The 17,175-nt window shown below is 39.9% G+C and carries 9 protein-coding genes; 3 read left to right on the forward strand and 6 right to left on the reverse strand.

Annotated features, from left to right (window positions below; translation table 11 throughout):
- Positions 1–7 precede the first annotated feature (7 nt).
- Entirely contained in the window at positions 8–2,371 is a 2,364-nt protein-coding gene (gene pbpC, locus V7K84_RS16315; RefSeq protein ID WP_334839493.1) for a penicillin-binding protein 1C, read from the reverse strand.
- A gap of 496 nt (positions 2,372–2,867) precedes the next feature.
- Between pbpC and V7K84_RS16320 the strand changes: the two genes are divergently transcribed.
- On the forward strand, positions 2,868–8,537 hold the full coding sequence (locus V7K84_RS16320) for an alpha-2-macroglobulin family protein (RefSeq protein WP_334839495.1): 5,670 nt from the start codon (positions 2,868–2,870) through the stop codon (positions 8,535–8,537).
- Positions 8,538–8,673: 136 nt separating this feature from the next.
- Positions 8,674–9,921: an alpha-L-fucosidase gene (locus V7K84_RS16325; RefSeq protein WP_334839497.1), complete on the forward strand. Its 1,248-nt coding sequence runs from the start codon at positions 8,674–8,676 to the stop codon at positions 9,919–9,921.
- A gap of 188 nt (positions 9,922–10,109) precedes the next feature.
- Here V7K84_RS16325 and V7K84_RS16330 read toward each other — a convergent pair whose 3' ends face one another.
- The 4 genes from V7K84_RS16330 to V7K84_RS16345 form a co-directional block, all read right to left on the reverse strand.
- A complete protein-coding gene (locus V7K84_RS16330; protein ID WP_334839499.1) occupies positions 10,110–10,562 on the reverse strand; it encodes an Hsp20/alpha crystallin family protein in 453 nt (150 codons plus the stop codon).
- A gap of 239 nt (positions 10,563–10,801) precedes the next feature.
- Complete coding sequence (locus tag V7K84_RS16335) at positions 10,802–11,512, reverse strand: class I SAM-dependent methyltransferase (RefSeq protein ID WP_334839501.1); 711 nt, start codon at positions 11,510–11,512, stop codon at positions 10,802–10,804.
- Positions 11,513–11,538: 26 nt separating this feature from the next.
- Positions 11,539–12,561 carry a phosphatase PAP2 family protein gene (locus tag V7K84_RS16340; RefSeq protein WP_334839503.1) on the reverse strand — a complete coding sequence of 341 codons (1,023 nt, stop codon included), beginning with the start codon at positions 12,559–12,561 and terminating at the stop codon, positions 11,539–11,541.
- A 135-nt stretch (positions 12,562–12,696) separates the two neighbouring features.
- Positions 12,697–13,341 carry an HMA2 domain-containing protein gene (locus tag V7K84_RS16345; protein ID WP_334839505.1) on the reverse strand — a complete coding sequence of 215 codons (645 nt, stop codon included), beginning with the start codon at positions 13,339–13,341 and terminating at the stop codon, positions 12,697–12,699.
- Between the two features lie 669 nt (positions 13,342–14,010).
- On the opposite strand from V7K84_RS16345, the gene V7K84_RS16350 reads away from it, so the two are divergent.
- The gene (locus V7K84_RS16350) at positions 14,011–16,377 is read left to right on the forward strand and encodes a WD40 repeat domain-containing protein (protein WP_334839507.1); all 2,367 of its coding nucleotides are present in this window, start codon (positions 14,011–14,013) and stop codon (positions 16,375–16,377) included.
- Positions 16,378–16,386: 9 nt separating this feature from the next.
- Here the strand turns inward: V7K84_RS16350 and V7K84_RS16355 are convergent, their stop codons facing one another.
- The gene (locus tag V7K84_RS16355) at positions 16,387–16,965 is read right to left on the reverse strand and encodes an HMA2 domain-containing protein (protein WP_334839509.1); all 579 of its coding nucleotides are present in this window, start codon (positions 16,963–16,965) and stop codon (positions 16,387–16,389) included.
- Positions 16,966–17,175: the final 210 nt, after the last annotated feature.

Raw genomic sequence — 17,175 nt, forward strand, 5'->3', positions numbered from 1 at the left:
TGCTATTTCAATTATTACTAATAGAAAATCCTCGACGCGTAGGTTTAACATTAGCTAACTCCACCTGAAAACTTACTTTGTCGCTCATTTCCCCATTTATTGCTTCCAAAGTCCACTTACCAGGACGCAGATTCCAAAATAAAGAATTAGCTGAGTTTGCATCTAACTTTTCGCCATTTAACCACCACTCTACTGGTGCAGATTTATTTCCCGATAACTTAAATTCGAGTTTTTGCTTCGTTTGTTCACCAGGATAAACTAAAAATAAATCGCCATGATGCGGAGATAAAATTCTCAAACTGGCAGAAGTAAAATTTGATTGCTGTTGTTTTGCTAACCATTCATCATACTCTGGTGGCAAATTGAATTGATGCTCGCGTTCGTAATTACTTTTATCTTCAGGATAGAAATATTCCTGCACCACTGAGGTACAATTTGGTGTGGGTCGTAATCCAGAAATTGCACAAACAGGTAATTGCACTAAACCTTTTGGAGATGGAAAAGCTGCTGGTTCTTGATGTTCGTGCAGATGTAACATAATTCGATTCCATAAGGGTGCTGCGCCCGTCACACCTGAAACTTGTCGCATCGGTTCGCCGTTGAAATTGCCTACCCAAGTAGCGACGGTGTAATCTGTAGTGAAGCCAACAGTCCAAGTATCACGAAAATTGGAAGAAGTGCCAGTTTTAACAGCCACAGGAAAGGGTAAATTTAACACCGAGTCTACACCAAATGCTGTTGCACGAGCATAGCTGTCACTGAGTATGTTGGTGATTAATTGCCAAATTGCCGGATTTTGGACTTCGACTTCGCTCAGTCGAACGATTTGAGATTTTGGACTTCGACTTCGCTCAACCGAACGATTTTGAATTGGGGAATTGGAAAATGTGCTTACTAAAGGAATCGCCTCTCCTTCTCGTGCTATGGTCAGATAAGCACGGGCTAATTCCCAAAGACTGACTTCGCCACTACCTAGAGTCAAACCTAAACCATAATGTTCTGGAGTTTGATTGAGGTGTTCAAATCCCAGTTGATGCAGTCGTTCTAAGAAAGTTTCCACACCAACTTTTTCTAACACCTTTATTGCAGGTACATTTAAAGAATTTGCTAAAGCGATTCGTACCCGTACAGGGCCAAGAAATCTTTCGGTGTAATCTGTGGGGCTGTAAAGTCTCGCGCCGGGAATTGCATAATGGGCGGGTACATCTGCCAAAATACTGTTTGGGCGAATTAAACCTTTTTCTAAAGCTAATTCATAAACAAAAGGCTTGAGGGTAGAACCTGGTTGACGTAGTGCTTGCACTCCATCATTGCGCCCCAGTTTGGCTTCATTAAAGTAATCAGGTGAACCGACATAAGCCAAAACTTCACCAGTGTGGTTATCAATCACCAACGCGGCTGCATCATGGACATTGTTGGCGGCTAGGGAAGAAATTACCTGCTGTACCTGTGCTTCTACAAACTGTTGCAAAGGGCGATTTATAGTCGTGCGGATGGGGGAATTTTGTTCTGTTTGCGTCTTATCAAACTGATTGGCTAACCAAAATAAAAAGTGTGGTGCAGCGATAATTCCCTCTTGGCGAGACTGAAACACAACCTTTTCGGTGTGTGTTCGAGTTGCGTTCGTCGCAGACGTTGGCGCAGCCATCGCTCCACTAATATACTTTTCCTGTACCATCCGATTAAGGACATATTTTTGTCGCTGCTTCAGCCGTTCCCAATGTTCGTAAGGATTAAAATATGTGGGATTATTGGGAATAGCAGCCAACAAACTAGCTTGAGCAAGATTCAATTCACTAGCTGGAATGGAAAAATAAGTCTGCGCAGCTGCTTCCACACCATATATATTTCCGCCCATTGGTAGCCGATTGATATATGCAGCCAGAATTTCATCTTTGTTCATCCCTGCTGCTAACCGCCAAGATAGCCAAATTTCACTCAGTTTACCAGAGAAGCTACGCGGCACTGGATCTAACATTCGCGCCAACTGCATAGTAATTGTGGAAGCACCGGAAACAATTCTTTTGGCGTGGATGGCTTCTTTGCTGGCGCGGATAACAGCTTTCATATCCAACGCCCCGTGATGGTAAAAGCTGCCATCTTCGGCGGCTAAAATAGCATGGATAAACTGGGGCGAAACCTGATTTAGTGGTACTACTGATGTATGCTCTTGGTCGCGGGTGAGCAATGTTCCTAATGGTAAACCATTGCGATCGCTAAATTGCATTGCCAACTGATTTTGGGCAATATCTGCGGCCCGAATGGGCGCAAAATAAGGGAGTAAGCGTACCACCAGACAGATTAGCAGCACAGCCAGGATAACTTTACTAGTGTGCTTAAGTTTGAGTAGCGATCGTAAAATTAGTTTCATCAGGGAATCCCCTGTCAAAGAAAATCTACCTTAATCTTGACGCAGCGATTACATCTATATCTGTAAATATTTCAAATCCTTAATAATTAATTTTTACCAACTCAGCAGATGTAAATTAATGTTTGCGAAATTTAAATACTTCTTTATAGTTAAGAATTGTAGTCATTTTTGGAACAATAACACTAGATTAGTTATCTATGTAAATAAACATACGTTACATCCGCAGGTTGTGTAAAAGTAACTAGTTATCTTGCGTCCTTTATTAAGGTTGGCATTTCCGACTCCATCAGGTAATGTAAGGTTTTATTTGCTATAGTGCGCGAATTTTTTATTTTTAATTACTAGAAAAATGATTATCAGAGTTTTACTGCGTTTCCAGCATAGAATAACCTATCGCGTTCTTAGGGTTATTGGCAGTTCGGTAAAGAAAATTAGGCGTTCTTCAAACCAGAAGAGAACAATACAGTTTATCCTTCTCTTTACATTTATATTAGGGATGGCAGGGTGTAATTTTTTTGGTATCAACTCAAGTAAAGAACAACTACCAGCAGTTTCCTCACTTACACCACCAAAATTACCAGACTGGATTGAACAAATAAGTCCCATTGGAGATGCAAAACTTCTCAATCAAATCCGCATCCGTTTTAAAGAAGCTTTAATCCCAGTTGAAAGTCTTGATAGTCCAGAACAGCAAAAAATATTACAAAAATTTGCCCTTTGGCCGCCTTTACCCGGTCAATTTCGCTTTTTAACACCGCGCATGGTGGGATTCCAAGCTGAAAAAGCATTACCAATAGCGACAAGGTTTCAAGTCACTCTCAAAGCAGGTTTAGCCGATTTAAAAAATCACCGCCTAGACAAAGATTTGCCTTGGACTTTCAACACTGAATCCATTAAATTAACTAATTTACCCGGTGTCAATCCCATTGAGAAAGCTGATATCGAACCAATTGATTTACAACAGAAGTTACAGTTTACTTCCAATGTAGAATTGGATTTAGCTTCTGTACAAGAACATTTACAGTTAATTCCCGAAGGTAAAAGTAAAAGTACAGGTTTTAAAGTTGGATTAAACAAAGAAGAAAAACCAGTAAAAAATGAAGAAGACCCTTTAGAAAAATTTGATCCTTCAGCACGCAATTGGATTTATAATCTCATCCCACAGCAAAATCTAGAAAAAGCAACCAGTTATCGCCTGATATTTTCTCCAGGCATACGTCCTGCTTATGGCAATCTAGCGACAGAGAAACAATTTGCCAGTAAGTTAGCAACTTATTCGCCTTTGGCATTTCAGAAAATTAACTTTTACGGGCAGCCAGATTCAGGCGGAACATTTGGACGATTTGTTAAAGGCAGTCCCCAGCTAGAATTTAATAATGTTTTATTAGCAGATTCAGCTAAAGAAAACATTACTATTAATCCAGCACCAAAAGAAATTTCGAGAATTCTGCAAGTTAATGATGAAGATAAGATTGTCGGCATCAATCCTTATGCGCTAGAACCCGCCAAGACTTATACAATTACTATCGGCGAAAATCTCAAAGATAAGTTTGGGCAAACTTTGGGTAAACCTGTCACCCTTAAATATGACACTGGAGATTTAGCTGGGGATATTTGGGTACCATCAGATTTGAATATTTTTCCTACAAGTAAAAATTTACAGCTAAATATTAGTACCGGAAATCTGCCAGAATCTAAATATAAAGCCGCTTATCGAGTAGTTCAACCAACAGATTTAGTTTATTTTAATAATAGTAGTGATTTATTATCACAACCTTCTGATTGGCAAAGCTTTAAGGTATCGGGTAAGAAAAATCAATCAGTTGATATTGCTGTTCCTTTGCGAGAAAAAATTAGTGCTGCTACGGGGATGTTAGCTTATGGAGTTCAAGCCCGCACTAATAAATATCAAGAAAATGGTAAAGAACTGTGGCGCGAACCTACGACTTATGGCTTAGTTGAATTGACGAATTTGGGCGTATTTACTCAGTGGTTTCCTGAGTCAGGGTTAATTCGTGTCAATCATCTTACAGATGGTTCGCCAGTTAAAGCGGCTGCCGTTGAAATTTATCAATCAAAATTACAAGCAAAATCTCGTCCAGAACCAGTACCTTGCGCAACAGGTAAAACTGATGAAAATGGAATTTTTAGAATTGTTGGTGAAGGATTACAAAAATGTTATTCTGGCAATGAAAGCTCTAGTAAATCACCACAGTTATTAGTAGTTGCCCGTGAAAATCAAGATTGGGCATTTGCTAGAACTGAAGAATATAGCGGTGTTTATGGCTACGGTATTGATGCGGGTTGGCAAGATAAAAAGCCAGAATCACGCGGGATAATTTTCTCGGATAGACAGTTATATCAACCAGGTGAAAAAGCTTGGTTGACTGGTTTTGCAAACTATTTACAAAATGGTGCAATTCAGCAAGATAAAAATGCTGCTTACCAATTAACTTTGGTAAATCCCGATGGGCAAAAAACTAGCTTAGGTACGCAAACTACAAATGAATTTGGCAGTTTTTCTCTGGAACTGCCAATCAAAACTACTCAGCGCTTAGGCTACTATACAGTCCAGGCGAAAGGTAAAAATGGACAAGAAATTTCTGGAGAATTTCGGGTAGCTGAGTTTAAGCCACCCAACTTTAAAGTCGAACTCAACTTAGATAAAGAATTTGCATATATTGACGAAAAAGTTAATATTAATGCTACAAGCAATTATTTGTTTGGTGCGCCTGTAGGAGGTGGAGAAGCAAAATATTTTATTACTCGCCAGCAGGCTGATTTTGTTCCTAAAGGTTGGGAGGGATTTACTTTTGGTAGGCAATGGTTATGGCCGGAGGAAACCCCTACTATATCTACTGATGTATTGCAAACTAATGCCCAGCTAGATGCTAATGGTAAAAGTAGTCAAACTGTGAATGTGGCGAATGATTTACCATATCCGATGACTTACCAGGTGGATGTACAAGTTGCAGATGTTTCTAATATGTCGGTAGCAAATTCTAAAACTTTTACAGCCTTACCGAGTAATCGCCTTATTGGATTAAAAAGTAATTTCATCGCTGATGCTGGTAAGGCTTTTCCTGTTGAAGTGATTGTTACTGACCCTACAGGAAAACCGATAACAGGTCAACGGGTGCGCCTGGAATTACAACAGATTAAATACAGCAGCGTCACGCAGTTGGTGGAAGGTAGCCGAACTCCAAAAAATCAAGTTGAATATAAAACAGTAGGACAAGCAGAAATTACATCTGCAAGTAATCCACAATCAGTAAGTTTGACAGCGCCGGAATCTGCTTCATATCGGATTAGAGTTAATTTTAGCGATGTTAAAGGTGAATTAAGTGCCACAGATTTGCAAATTTGGGCAACTGGAGAAAATCCGGTATTTTGGGGTTCTAAGGAAGATGATGTCTTAGAAGTTAAATTAGATAAAAAAGAGTTTAAACCTGGTGAAACTGCTACTGTATTAATTCAATCTCCCTATCCAGATGCAGAATTATACTTTGCTGTGATTAAAGATAAACCTCTTTATCAGCAGATTATTAAAGTTCAGGGAGGCGCGCCACAAATTCAGTTTCAAGTTACGCCAGAAATGCTGCCAAATGCAGCCATTGAAGCTGTCTTAGTCAGACAAGGTAAACCCATTAACCAAGTGGAAGCGGGAAGTTTAGATAACTTGGTGAAGATTGGTTTTACACCTTTTAAAGTTAATTTAGAAGATAAGTATTTAAAACTGCAAGTTAAACCAGTGCAAGCATCATTAGAACCTGGCGCAGAAGAAACGGTACAACTAGAACTGAAGGACAATCAAGGAAACCCCACCAAAGGACAGTTTACAGTCATGGTAGTAAACGAGGCGGTGTTACAACTTTCTGGTTATCGTCCGCCAGATTTGGTAGATACAGTTTATGCAGAACAGCCAATTTCTACGCGCTTTAACGATAATCGCCCAGATGTCATATTACAAACACAAGATGTAGCTAAACCAAAAGGTTGGGGTTATGGCGGTGGTTTCTCCACTGGTGCAGCCAATACTCGCACTCGCACCGATTTTAAAGCTTTAGCTTACTACAATGGTTCTGTCATCACCGATGCAAATGGGAACGCACAGATAACTTTTAAACTCCCGGATGACTTAACTACATGGCGAGTGATGGCTGTCGCCACCGATGGGAATCTGCGTTTCGGGAATGGGGAGGCGACGTTTATCAGCACCAAACCACTGCTAACTAATGCCATCTTGCCACAATTTGCCCGTCCAGGCGATCGCATCCTCGCTGGTTTATCCGTCACAAACAACACAGGGAATACAGGAAATCTCTCAATTAATGGCGAACTTAGCGGTATGGTGAAGTTTGCTGAGAAAAACCCCACAGCGACTTCTTTGCAAACCAAAGCTGAATCTGCAACTCATGCTTATCGCTTTCCTATGCTGGCGGATAGTGTGGGAACTGGTAAAGTTCGATTTACAACTCAGCTAAATGGTACAGCCACAGATGCTTTTGAAGTACCTTTGGAAATTAAGCCAATTGAAATTACAGAACAAGTCGTTGAATCTGGTGTCACTGACAAACAGGTGAAGATTCCTCTTAATGTTGATAAAAATACCTTCCCTGATGCGGGAGGTTTAGATATTCAGTTGGCGAGTACTTTGATTCCAGAAATTAAAGCACCAGCAAAACAAGTTTTAGAAGATGATGATTTACCATTCACAGAACCGGCGGCGAGTCAGTTAATAATTGCGGCAAATCTGCAAACTATTGCCCAAAAATACGGTCAGGCATTTGCAGAATTTAATCCTAGCCAACAAGCGAGTCAAGCAATTGAAAAATTACAAAAACTCCAAATAGCCGATGGTGGTTTTGCTGCTTTCCCCGGACAAGAAAAATCCGACCCTTGGGCTTCTTCCTATACGGGTGAATCTTTGGCTAAAGCTAGTCAGGTGTTCCCTAATTTAGTCGATTCTGTAATGGTATCTCGCCTGAGAGCCTATTTACAAAAAGTTCTGGCGAACCCCGGAGAATACGACTTTTGCAAACAACTACTCTGTAAAAGGCAACTGCAACTTAATGCTTTAATTTCTTTAGCAGAATTAGGAGACAAACGCAATACTTTCCTCGCAGATATTTATGAACAGCGTAATAATTTTGATGTAGCAACTCAAATTAAACTAGCGCGATACTTATCTCAATTCCCAGAATGGCAAGATGAATCTCAACAATTAGTGAACAAGCTGCAACAGAATATCTATGAAACTGGTCGCACAGCAGTTGTGAGTTTACCAACTAGTTGGGGATGGATGAGTTCATCTACTACGACGCAAGCGCAAGCTTTACGCTTATTTATTGCCAAACAGAGTAAACCCGAAGTTATAGATAAATTATTCCAAAGTCTTCTGGCATTACGACGCGATGGTACATGGCAAACCAACTATAATAATGCTCAAGCCTTAACAGCTTTGGTAGAATATAGCCAACTGCAACCCACGCCACCTAATTTTGTTGCCACAGTGGAATTAGCTGGTAATAAGTTAGGAGAAAATCGCTTTAATGGCTATCAAAATCCCGGCTTACAGCTAAATGTGCCCATGAATAAATTACCTCGTGGGCGTAATGATTTAACCCTGCAAAAATCAGGTAATGGCACTTTGCACTATCTGGTTGCTTACAATTATCGCTTGCAAGGAAATCAACCAGGCAGATTTAACGGATTACGCATAACACGAGAAATTAGTCAAGTAAATAAAGAGAAAGTTTTGCAAAAAACAGGTCTTTATGCTTTCGATAAACCCTTGACTTTAGCCTCTGGACAAGTGTTTGATATTGGTTTAGAAATCATCGCCGATCATCCTGTGGATCATCTGGTGATAAAAGATCCCCTACCATCAGGTTTTGAGGCGGTGGATGCGAGTTTTCAAACTGCTACCGCTGCATTACAAGCAAAAGCCGATAGCTGGGAACTTGGGTTTAAGAATGTGTACCGCGATCGCATTATCGCCTACGCCGACCACCTCGAACCAGGAGTTTATAGCCTCCATTACTTAGTCCGTTCTGTTACTCCTGGTACATTTTCTTGGCCTGGTGCAGAAGTTCACTTGCAATATGCGCCAGAAGAATTTGGGCGTACTGCTGAGTCTACATTGGTGATTGAGGATAAGTCGTGACAACTGGGTTCTATAACCAATGCGATCGCATTTTCACCTCAGCCAACAAATAATAACAACCAAAATCTGTATATGTACTAATATGCAAAGGGAGCTATTTCTCCTTTATTAAGCAGAATTATTACCAAATTTCACCATGATGAATAACTGGTTTGATACAGCTCGATTGGGGATGTTTATTCATTGGGGACATAGTTCCCAACAAGGATGTGAGTTATCTTGGCCGTTAGTTGGGGGTGTATTCAGCCTACCTTTTTGCAAAGATATTCCAGTTGAGAAATATCACTACACAGCTAATACTTTCAATCCACAGCAATACAATCCTCAAGAATGGGCAGATTTAGCAAAAAGTCTAGGAATGAAATATGCCATATTAACAGCCAAACATCATAATGGGTTTGCCCTATTTCATACGCAAGAATCAGACTTTTCAATTGCATCTGCACCTTATAAAAAAGATATTGTACGTGAATATATCGAAGCGATGCGCTCTGTAGGATTGCGTATTGGTCTTTATTTTTCGCTTAGTGACTGGCATCATCCAGACTATCCAGCTTTTACAGAAGCAGATAAACCTTATCGCTTTGACCAGCTACCTCAACCGACAGCGCAACAGTGGGAGCGATATATCCAATTTATGTTCAATCAGATACGAGAACTATTGACTAATTATGGTCAAATTGACATCATTTGGTTTGACGGAAGCTGGGAACGCACTCCTGAGCAATGGCAGGCTCAAGAATTAGCAAAAATGATTCGTGATTTACAACCTAATATTCTCATCAACGATCGTCTTCCGAATTGTGGAGATTTTGAGACTCCTGAGCAGTTTATTCCTCCTCACCCACCCGATCGTACTTGGGAAACTTGTCTGACTATTAACGAGAGTTGGGGATATAATTCAGATGATTGCAACTTCAAATCGTCTCGTCAATTGATTCACACTCTTTGCGAAGTAGCAGGCAAAGGGGGCAACCTCTTGCTTAATGTTAGTCCAATGGGTAATGGACAAATCCCTCCTGAGCAGTCAGAGCGTCTCAAAGATATAGCAGATTGGATGGGGAGCCACTGTGAAAGTATACTTGATACAACCCCAGGATTAGAACCGTGGCAATTTTATGGCCCCTCAACTCGTAAGGGCAATCGCATTTATTTACACCTATTAATGAAACCTTACGAAACAATCTCAGTTAGGGGTATACCAATCAAACAAGTAAAATCGGTGTTTGTTCTTGCTGACGGCACAGCATTAACCTACACAAGTCGCTGTGCGATTATTGATTCTATCCTCAATTCTAATCCGTTAGGAGAATTAACAATTGATGTACCTGAATCAGTAATTAATCCATACGTTACAGTGATTTGTATTGATATTTATTCTTAATTAATGTAAATTCACTAACAGTTCAGCGATCGCTCCAATTCTTAGAGCTAAAGAGAGCGATAGCGATGTAGGAGCGTCACAGTCCACTAAAGTAGCTTAAATTAGAGATTGCATACAAAAAAGCCCAGTCATTTCTAACTGGGCTTTTAGCTATCTCAATCAATTATTGGAGGTGAGTAGTTTCGCACTTATGCAGCAGGTTGTTCTAGATTAACCTTGACAACTTTGTTCTTTTCTTGCTCGGACTTGGGCAGTGTCAAATTCAAGATCCCGTCTTTATAATCTGCGGTAACATTGGTATTTTGAACCCTACCAGATAGAGGAATTACACGTTGGAACTTGCCGTAGTAAAATTCACTCTTGGTAATACCCTTGTCTTGGGTTTTAGTTTCAGACTTGCGCTCACCGCTAATGCGAACAGCGTCTTGGGTGACTTGAATATCTAAGTCTTTAGCTTCCAATCCTGGCAGTTCTAGCTTGAGATGAATCGCATCATCGGTTTCGTGCAACTCAGCAGCCGGAACTCTGACAAAGCCTTTTTCAAGCCGTGCAGATGGTACTCTGGTATCTCCAAATAAGCCGTTGATGTGACGTTCTAAAGCGTTCAATTCTTGCCAGGGGTTGTAACGAACTAGTACCATAACTCTTTCTCGGAAAAACTCAGCTATTGTTTAATCGTTTTTGCACTTGATTTTGTGCTGTATGTATTCATAATAAGTATGGTTTCAACTTCTATAAATTCGGTAATCATCACCTCATCAAATGATGATTACCGCACTTAATTAGACCTAAAAAAAGATTACGGTTTACTCTAATTTCTCTGTTCGGTAAACCAGAATAATAACTTTTAGGATCTGTAAAATACATACGCAGTAAGGAATTAGATTTTGGTTGTAGAATTTAAATCTGTCAAAGAATTATGCCTTTGATATTCAATCCGCACTTGCTTAACGTCAAGCTCAGATTCTAAAAACACAAGTTTTTCTACTTGCTGTAATCCCACATTTTCAACCTGTGCTAATTCTGAGTCTGATAATGGCCAAGGTGGGCCAGAGGGTTCAACTTCTGTATCTCGAACACGAGTAATCAGTAAAAGTGTGCCACCAGAAGCAACAAAGGAGGTAACTGAAGAAATAACCCCAGAACGCACATTCAACGGCAAAGCTTGAATATTACGACATTCAAAAACAAAATCAAAAGCTTGATGCCATTGTGAGGGAATTGCTAACAAATCTGCGACTACATAGTTGACAGTCGAATCTGGAAATCGCTCTTGACACCAAGCGATCGCTGTCGGTGAAATATCAAAAGCAGTTACTTCAAATCCCAGATGAGCTAAAGCTTCGGCATCATCTCCCAAGCCGCAACCAATGACTAGCGCCTTTTGCCCAGAAACGAACGGTTGATGATTCGTCAACCAATCTTGTAGATAAGGGTGAGGAGTTAACTTTGCCCAAGGAATTTTTGCTGTATCACCTTTAGCTTCGGTATATAACACTTCAAACCATGCCGATGGTTCTGATTTTTGTACAGCTTCGGTAGCTAACTGTTTAACATAAAATTGTAAATCTTCAGGTTGTTGTTCAAACATAAAAACTGACATTACTTACTGGAGATTCACTCACAAGGAATCGCACGGGGATTCCTTGTAGCCTCCAAACTAAGAATACAGGCAATCAACCACACTAAACCTGCCCCGTAACCAGCTGTCACATCAGTTAGCCAATGTACACCAAGATAAAGCCGACTGAAACCGATCGCAGCAATTAAGAGTATAGTCAAACCGTAAATCCAAAAGCGCCATTCAGGAAACTGCTTTGCCAGAAGATAGCTGGTAAAACCGTAAATCACTATTGAGACCATTGCATGGCCACTAGGAAAACTATGTTGACCTACTTTAATAATATGTTTCCACAGCGCTGGACGCGCTCTACCAAATAATAGTTTCATCAAACAATTTAGCAAGGTTGCACCAACTCCAGCGATGCCCAAGATAGCTGCTTGCCGACGACGATTATAAAATAACGGACTAATCGCCAGCCCCAAAGAAGATAACAGCATTACTACTGGATCGCCCATAAAAGTGATACTAAGCATGATGCGATCGCGCAGTGGTGTATGCAACCTCTGGATCAAGAGCAAAATGGCTTCGTCAAGATTATATACGTACAACAATCCGGTGACGCATACAAGAGCGCCAACAGCCCCCAATACCGGAATAAGTTGACTACCTGTTTGGTTTAATTGTTGCTGTATAGATATTTGAGACAGTACGGCTGAATCAGATATGTTTCGATTATTACCCCCAACGGAAGCAGTATTTTCTTTAGTGACTGCGGTAGAAGGAAGTGATTTGCTGCTTTTTTGCCGATAATCTAAGACAATTTCTTGAATGAGAAGGCCGATAGTATTTAAACTCTTATCTGGATGGAAAATAACAAGAACATTCCCAGTGTAACTATTAGCACTAGCTCGTGAGATTATTTCCTCTTCTAATAATCTTGATTCAAGATATTTTTTAAGAGCTTCTGAATGATAAAGCCCATTTACCTTATATCTAGCTCTTCCTTTAACAGCAGTGTGTATTGCTTGAACCCAATGGTTTTCATTAGGAAGTTTATGAAAGTGAGGAGTACCCATTTGTTATTGATAATAAAATGCTTTGACTAAAGACTAGGGAAGAGAGATTTTCATGAGTTATGGCAAAACCTACTAGTTATTTCATGGCTACTTACTCTTAATCATGAATAATTTTAATAGTTTCTGTATTAACAACTAGACAAGATCGGGTTCGCTGGCAGATTTCAGTTTCAAAGGCTGGGAATTCACCTTGCCATTGCCGCGCAATCGCCATCGCTTGTTAGGTAAAACAAACATAGTGGCAGATTTTAGCCTCTTAATTATGCTTCTTGAGGTAGAAAGTATCCGTTCCCAAACGTCTATCCTAACCCTTCGATATACAATAACATTACGTGCTTGGTTGATCTTGCGTGTACTATCAATTAGGTTGATTAGAGCATCAAAGATAGTTCCTACAATTGATTTTGCCATTACCTTTTTTGGCACAACCACATCTTGGGCAGTTTGAATCAGGTTGACTAGATGCCCGCGCATTTGATTATCTGAAAGTACACCCACTTTATAATTGATGACGATGGATGCAGCTTTTGGGTTAACACGGACATTTGTAACTCTAGGATCGGATTCTATCGCTAACTTGAGTTGATTAGCATACTCAGTATCTCTGGCTAGCAGAGGAATACGAAAACGAATCCGCCCAGGAATTGCATGGACAATGCTATAGAATATCTTTTGGGATGGCGCTGTTTTCTTCGTTACGTTTTTAGCTGCCTTTTTTGGTGGTAAACGCAGATTAAGGCTGGCACTTTTGTCAGAGTTAGACCGTTTTATAGAAGTCATATTACTTTTTTAATTTCAAAAAAAAACGCAACTAGTATCGCAAGGACGTTCGGCGAAGCTCGGTCGAGCCGCAAAAGTCACGCATTCAAAAGTTTTGTATATCAAGGCTTTTGCTTGTTGAAAATGGTAACTTGATTTACGCCGCGCTCTACTAAACTTATAAACTTATCCATTGATGTTCTAACAGAGCGTTTTATTGAATTGCATTGACTTTACTTTAGTAATATCTGTTTCTCTGAATTAAAAAATCTATCTCAGTAGTGAATCTAGCTCTCGCTACTATCAGGTTCATTAAGTTTATTTAAGACTGTACTTCGTTAATAATAATGAAATAATCAAGAGGAGAAAGGTTGAAGAAGGTAAAAGGCACTTAGCAATATATTCGCAGATTCAGCATCGTACTTAATTCAAGCCAGTAAAACCGAGATTTGGCTTTGTACTTAAACCCTTGCTCTCTCCCCTCCCTTCTGAGATGATTATCATTTTTATTCACAAGTATTTCATGACATAGACTTATTGACATATAAGCAATTTAATAGTTTATGGTTGAGAGGCTATACTCTCAAGTAGTAAGATCAAGAGTATGTATGAATTTAGTGGATGGGAGTATTGCCCTGATTTCATGCAAGCCTTGCTTATTTATTTTATTTAATTTCTAGGTATTTGTTTATGCAGCAAGGGTTAAGCTTACTAATTCAACTGGTACTAGAGTTTGCACCTGTTGTTGCAGAGCTAGTACAAAAGAGAAGTAAAGATTTAGCTCTGAGTAAATATGAATCGATTGAAGTAATTCCCGAAATACTCAAAGTTCTAAATCCTTCAAATAAAAAAAGCAGTTATGTTGAAGACTTTGAACAAGAAAGAATTTTCCAACAGCAATTAGTAGCCGACAATCAGCAAACGCAATTAAGAATAGCTGCTCAAGAGCGAGAAACTGCGCTCAAGTTGCCAGAAGTCAATAAAATTCTTGATAGCTGGCCTTTAAGATTATATCCTTCACAGATTTTAGATCGCACCAATTATGAACGCGCTCCACTGAAAATTTTTATCGCTCCTCCTCAGATACATTTTGACCAATTTGGCGATAATAGAGATGAAACAATTTCCAAAATTGAGTTAATGTTGGCTGAAGGATTACGAGATTTTCTTAACAAGCATTACTCTCTACACAATCAAGTTAGACCAACAGAATTATTAGCAGGAGCTTGGGATAGTAAGCGTTTTCACAGTGAATCAAGTATTAAGGCTCTGTTTGGAATGTTGAAGACAGAGCCAACTTTGATTTTAGAGTCAGAAAATGATGGCGATTATTTAAATTTTCGGATTGCCTACTGGGGTTTGGGACAAGGTTATTATTATTATAAAACAATTGCTCGTTTACCTTATCGAGAAATCCTGGTAGAGTCTGCTAAAAGACGAGCCTTAGAATGGAAAAAGATTAGAGATGAACTGCTGGCATTGGGAGAAGAAAGCGAGGAAATTAATCACATAGGCAAAGAGAATGTTGTTAATTTAGCAATTTTAGAAAAGGTAGAAAAATGGAATGAGAAAGGAATTGATATTAGTAAGTTATCTTTACAATATCAAGTCAACCGTCAAGACTTTGAAAACCTTTGCCAGGTTTTGATTACTTATCACTGTTTGGTTGCAGGTTGGGTAGCAGATGCTTACCACCTGGTTAATCATGGTGTACCTCCGCTACTACCAGAGTTGCTGCCGAGTTTGTTGTCAGATACTTTTGATTTACAATCAATAGAAGTTATCGCCTCTGGTTACAAACAAGTTTACCAAGCTCTGGAAAATGAGCGTTGTTACTGGATTCCAGAATTGGCTTTGCAATTAGCCCAGAGTTTATCTCATTTAAGCGATGCTTACGGCGGTAAACTACGCTCTTGGGCAAACGAACAGCTTGATTATTCTGTGAATACATGGTTACAACTACGCCAAATATCACTACAGGATTCTACAAACCCGCTTCAGGCAATGCAATCAGCCGTCAGCGTCAAAGATGAAGAATATGTCAAAAAGTTAAGAGAATATTTTGTTGCAGTCGGTGATAGTCAGAGTCTTGCTGATGTTGAGGAAATTTTAAATTGCGTCGCCAACCTCAAACACCAAGTAACACTACAACATATCGTTCTCAGCCACACCCTAACTGGACATTCCGAAAAAGTGACATCTGTCGTGATTAGTCCTGATTCTGAGAGTTTAGTTAGCGGGTGTGCAGATAAAACCATCAAGGTATGGAATCTTAAAATCGGCAAACTTATTCGCACCCTCACAAAAGATTTAGGCGAAATTTCTTCTGTTGCAATTAGTCCTGATGGACATTATCTCGCTGCTGGTAGTTCCCAACATCCCAAAAGTAATGTCAAAGTATGGAAACTCAATTCTGACAAACTAATCCACACTCTGTTAGGACATCAAAAACCGGTTAACTGCATCGCCATCAGTCCTGACGGACAAATTCTTGCTAGTGGCAGTAATAAAATCAAAATTTGGAATTTGCATAAAGGCGATGCCTCCGGCGGGCTATGCCAACGCATTTGCACCCTTTGGCATTCATCAGCAGTTTATGCTGCTGCTATCAGCCCTGATGGTACAATCCTTGCTAGTGCTAGTTCCGATCGCAAAATTAGGTTGTGGAATCCACGCACGGGAGATCCATTACGCACCATTAACGGACATTCAGGTGAGGTGAAATCAGTAATCATTAGCCCTGATGGAGAAATGCTCTTTAGCGGTAGCGCAGATAAAACTATCAAAGTTTGGCATTTAGCTACAGGTAAAGTTCTACACACCTTGACTGGACATTTAGAAGAGGTTAGATCCTTAGCTGTTAGTCCTGATGGAGAAATTCTTTTTAGCGGTAGCGCAGACAAAACCATCAAAATTTGGCATTTGCGGACGGGAGAGTTATTGCAAACTATTACAGAACACTCAGGGGCAGTAAACTCTATTGCTATTAGCCAGAATGGTCATTTTCTTGCTAGTGGTAGTTCTGATAAAACCATCAAGGTTTGGCAGATTAATTAAGCTTTTTAGTTACTCGTTTGGCGATCGTTTATGGCTAGTTCCATGCAACTTAATAAAGCTATCAAAAGCATACCATGCTAAAACATACCAAGGAATAACTTCTAACTGCAACCCTTTATTCAGTAATTGCCGCAGTGAAAGACTAGCTAATCCCACAGGGAAAAGAATCCGCAGATCAAAAGCACCATGTGTTGACTGTTTAACGCGCTGGTTTAAGTCAACAACCGCAGATGATACTCCTGCTGATGCTTCGGTGTTACCCTCGGTAACATCGGCAAAAATTATTCCTAAATCTTTAAGTGTTGCTAGCACGTTTTCTAGACTGCCATCTTTACCATCATGATTGATAAGAATACTGCCATGATGGACATTTGTCTTAACTTGATTAATGTGAGAATTTGCTGACAAAGCATTGGCGATGCTTTGCATTTCTTTTGGTTGACGATGGGAATGAGCTACTCTCAATCGCAATCTTCCGGGAGTCGAACTTACAACTTTTGTAGATATCGGTTTTTGTGGTGTTTTGAAAGAGGGTTTGTCTATAATTTGCGGCATTTTATTGTAGGTGCTATAACCATTTGTCAACATGCAACCACCTTTTTTACTTGTGTGATAGTGGATTTTTTGTTGTAGGTTTGTTATCTACAGGAATGAGTGGAAAATTAATGGAAAACGAACCGCAGAGGACGCAGAGAACACAGAGGAATAATAATGTCCGCTTGATTACTTATTAAACCCGGAGAACCCCACCCCGCCAAAGCTGTGCTTTGTCTCCCCTCCCCGCCTGCGGGGAGGGGT

Origin of the sequence: Nostoc sp. (assembly GCF_036917315.1) — a bacterium.
Lineage (GTDB): Bacteria > Cyanobacteriota > Cyanobacteriia > Cyanobacteriales > Nostocaceae > Nostoc.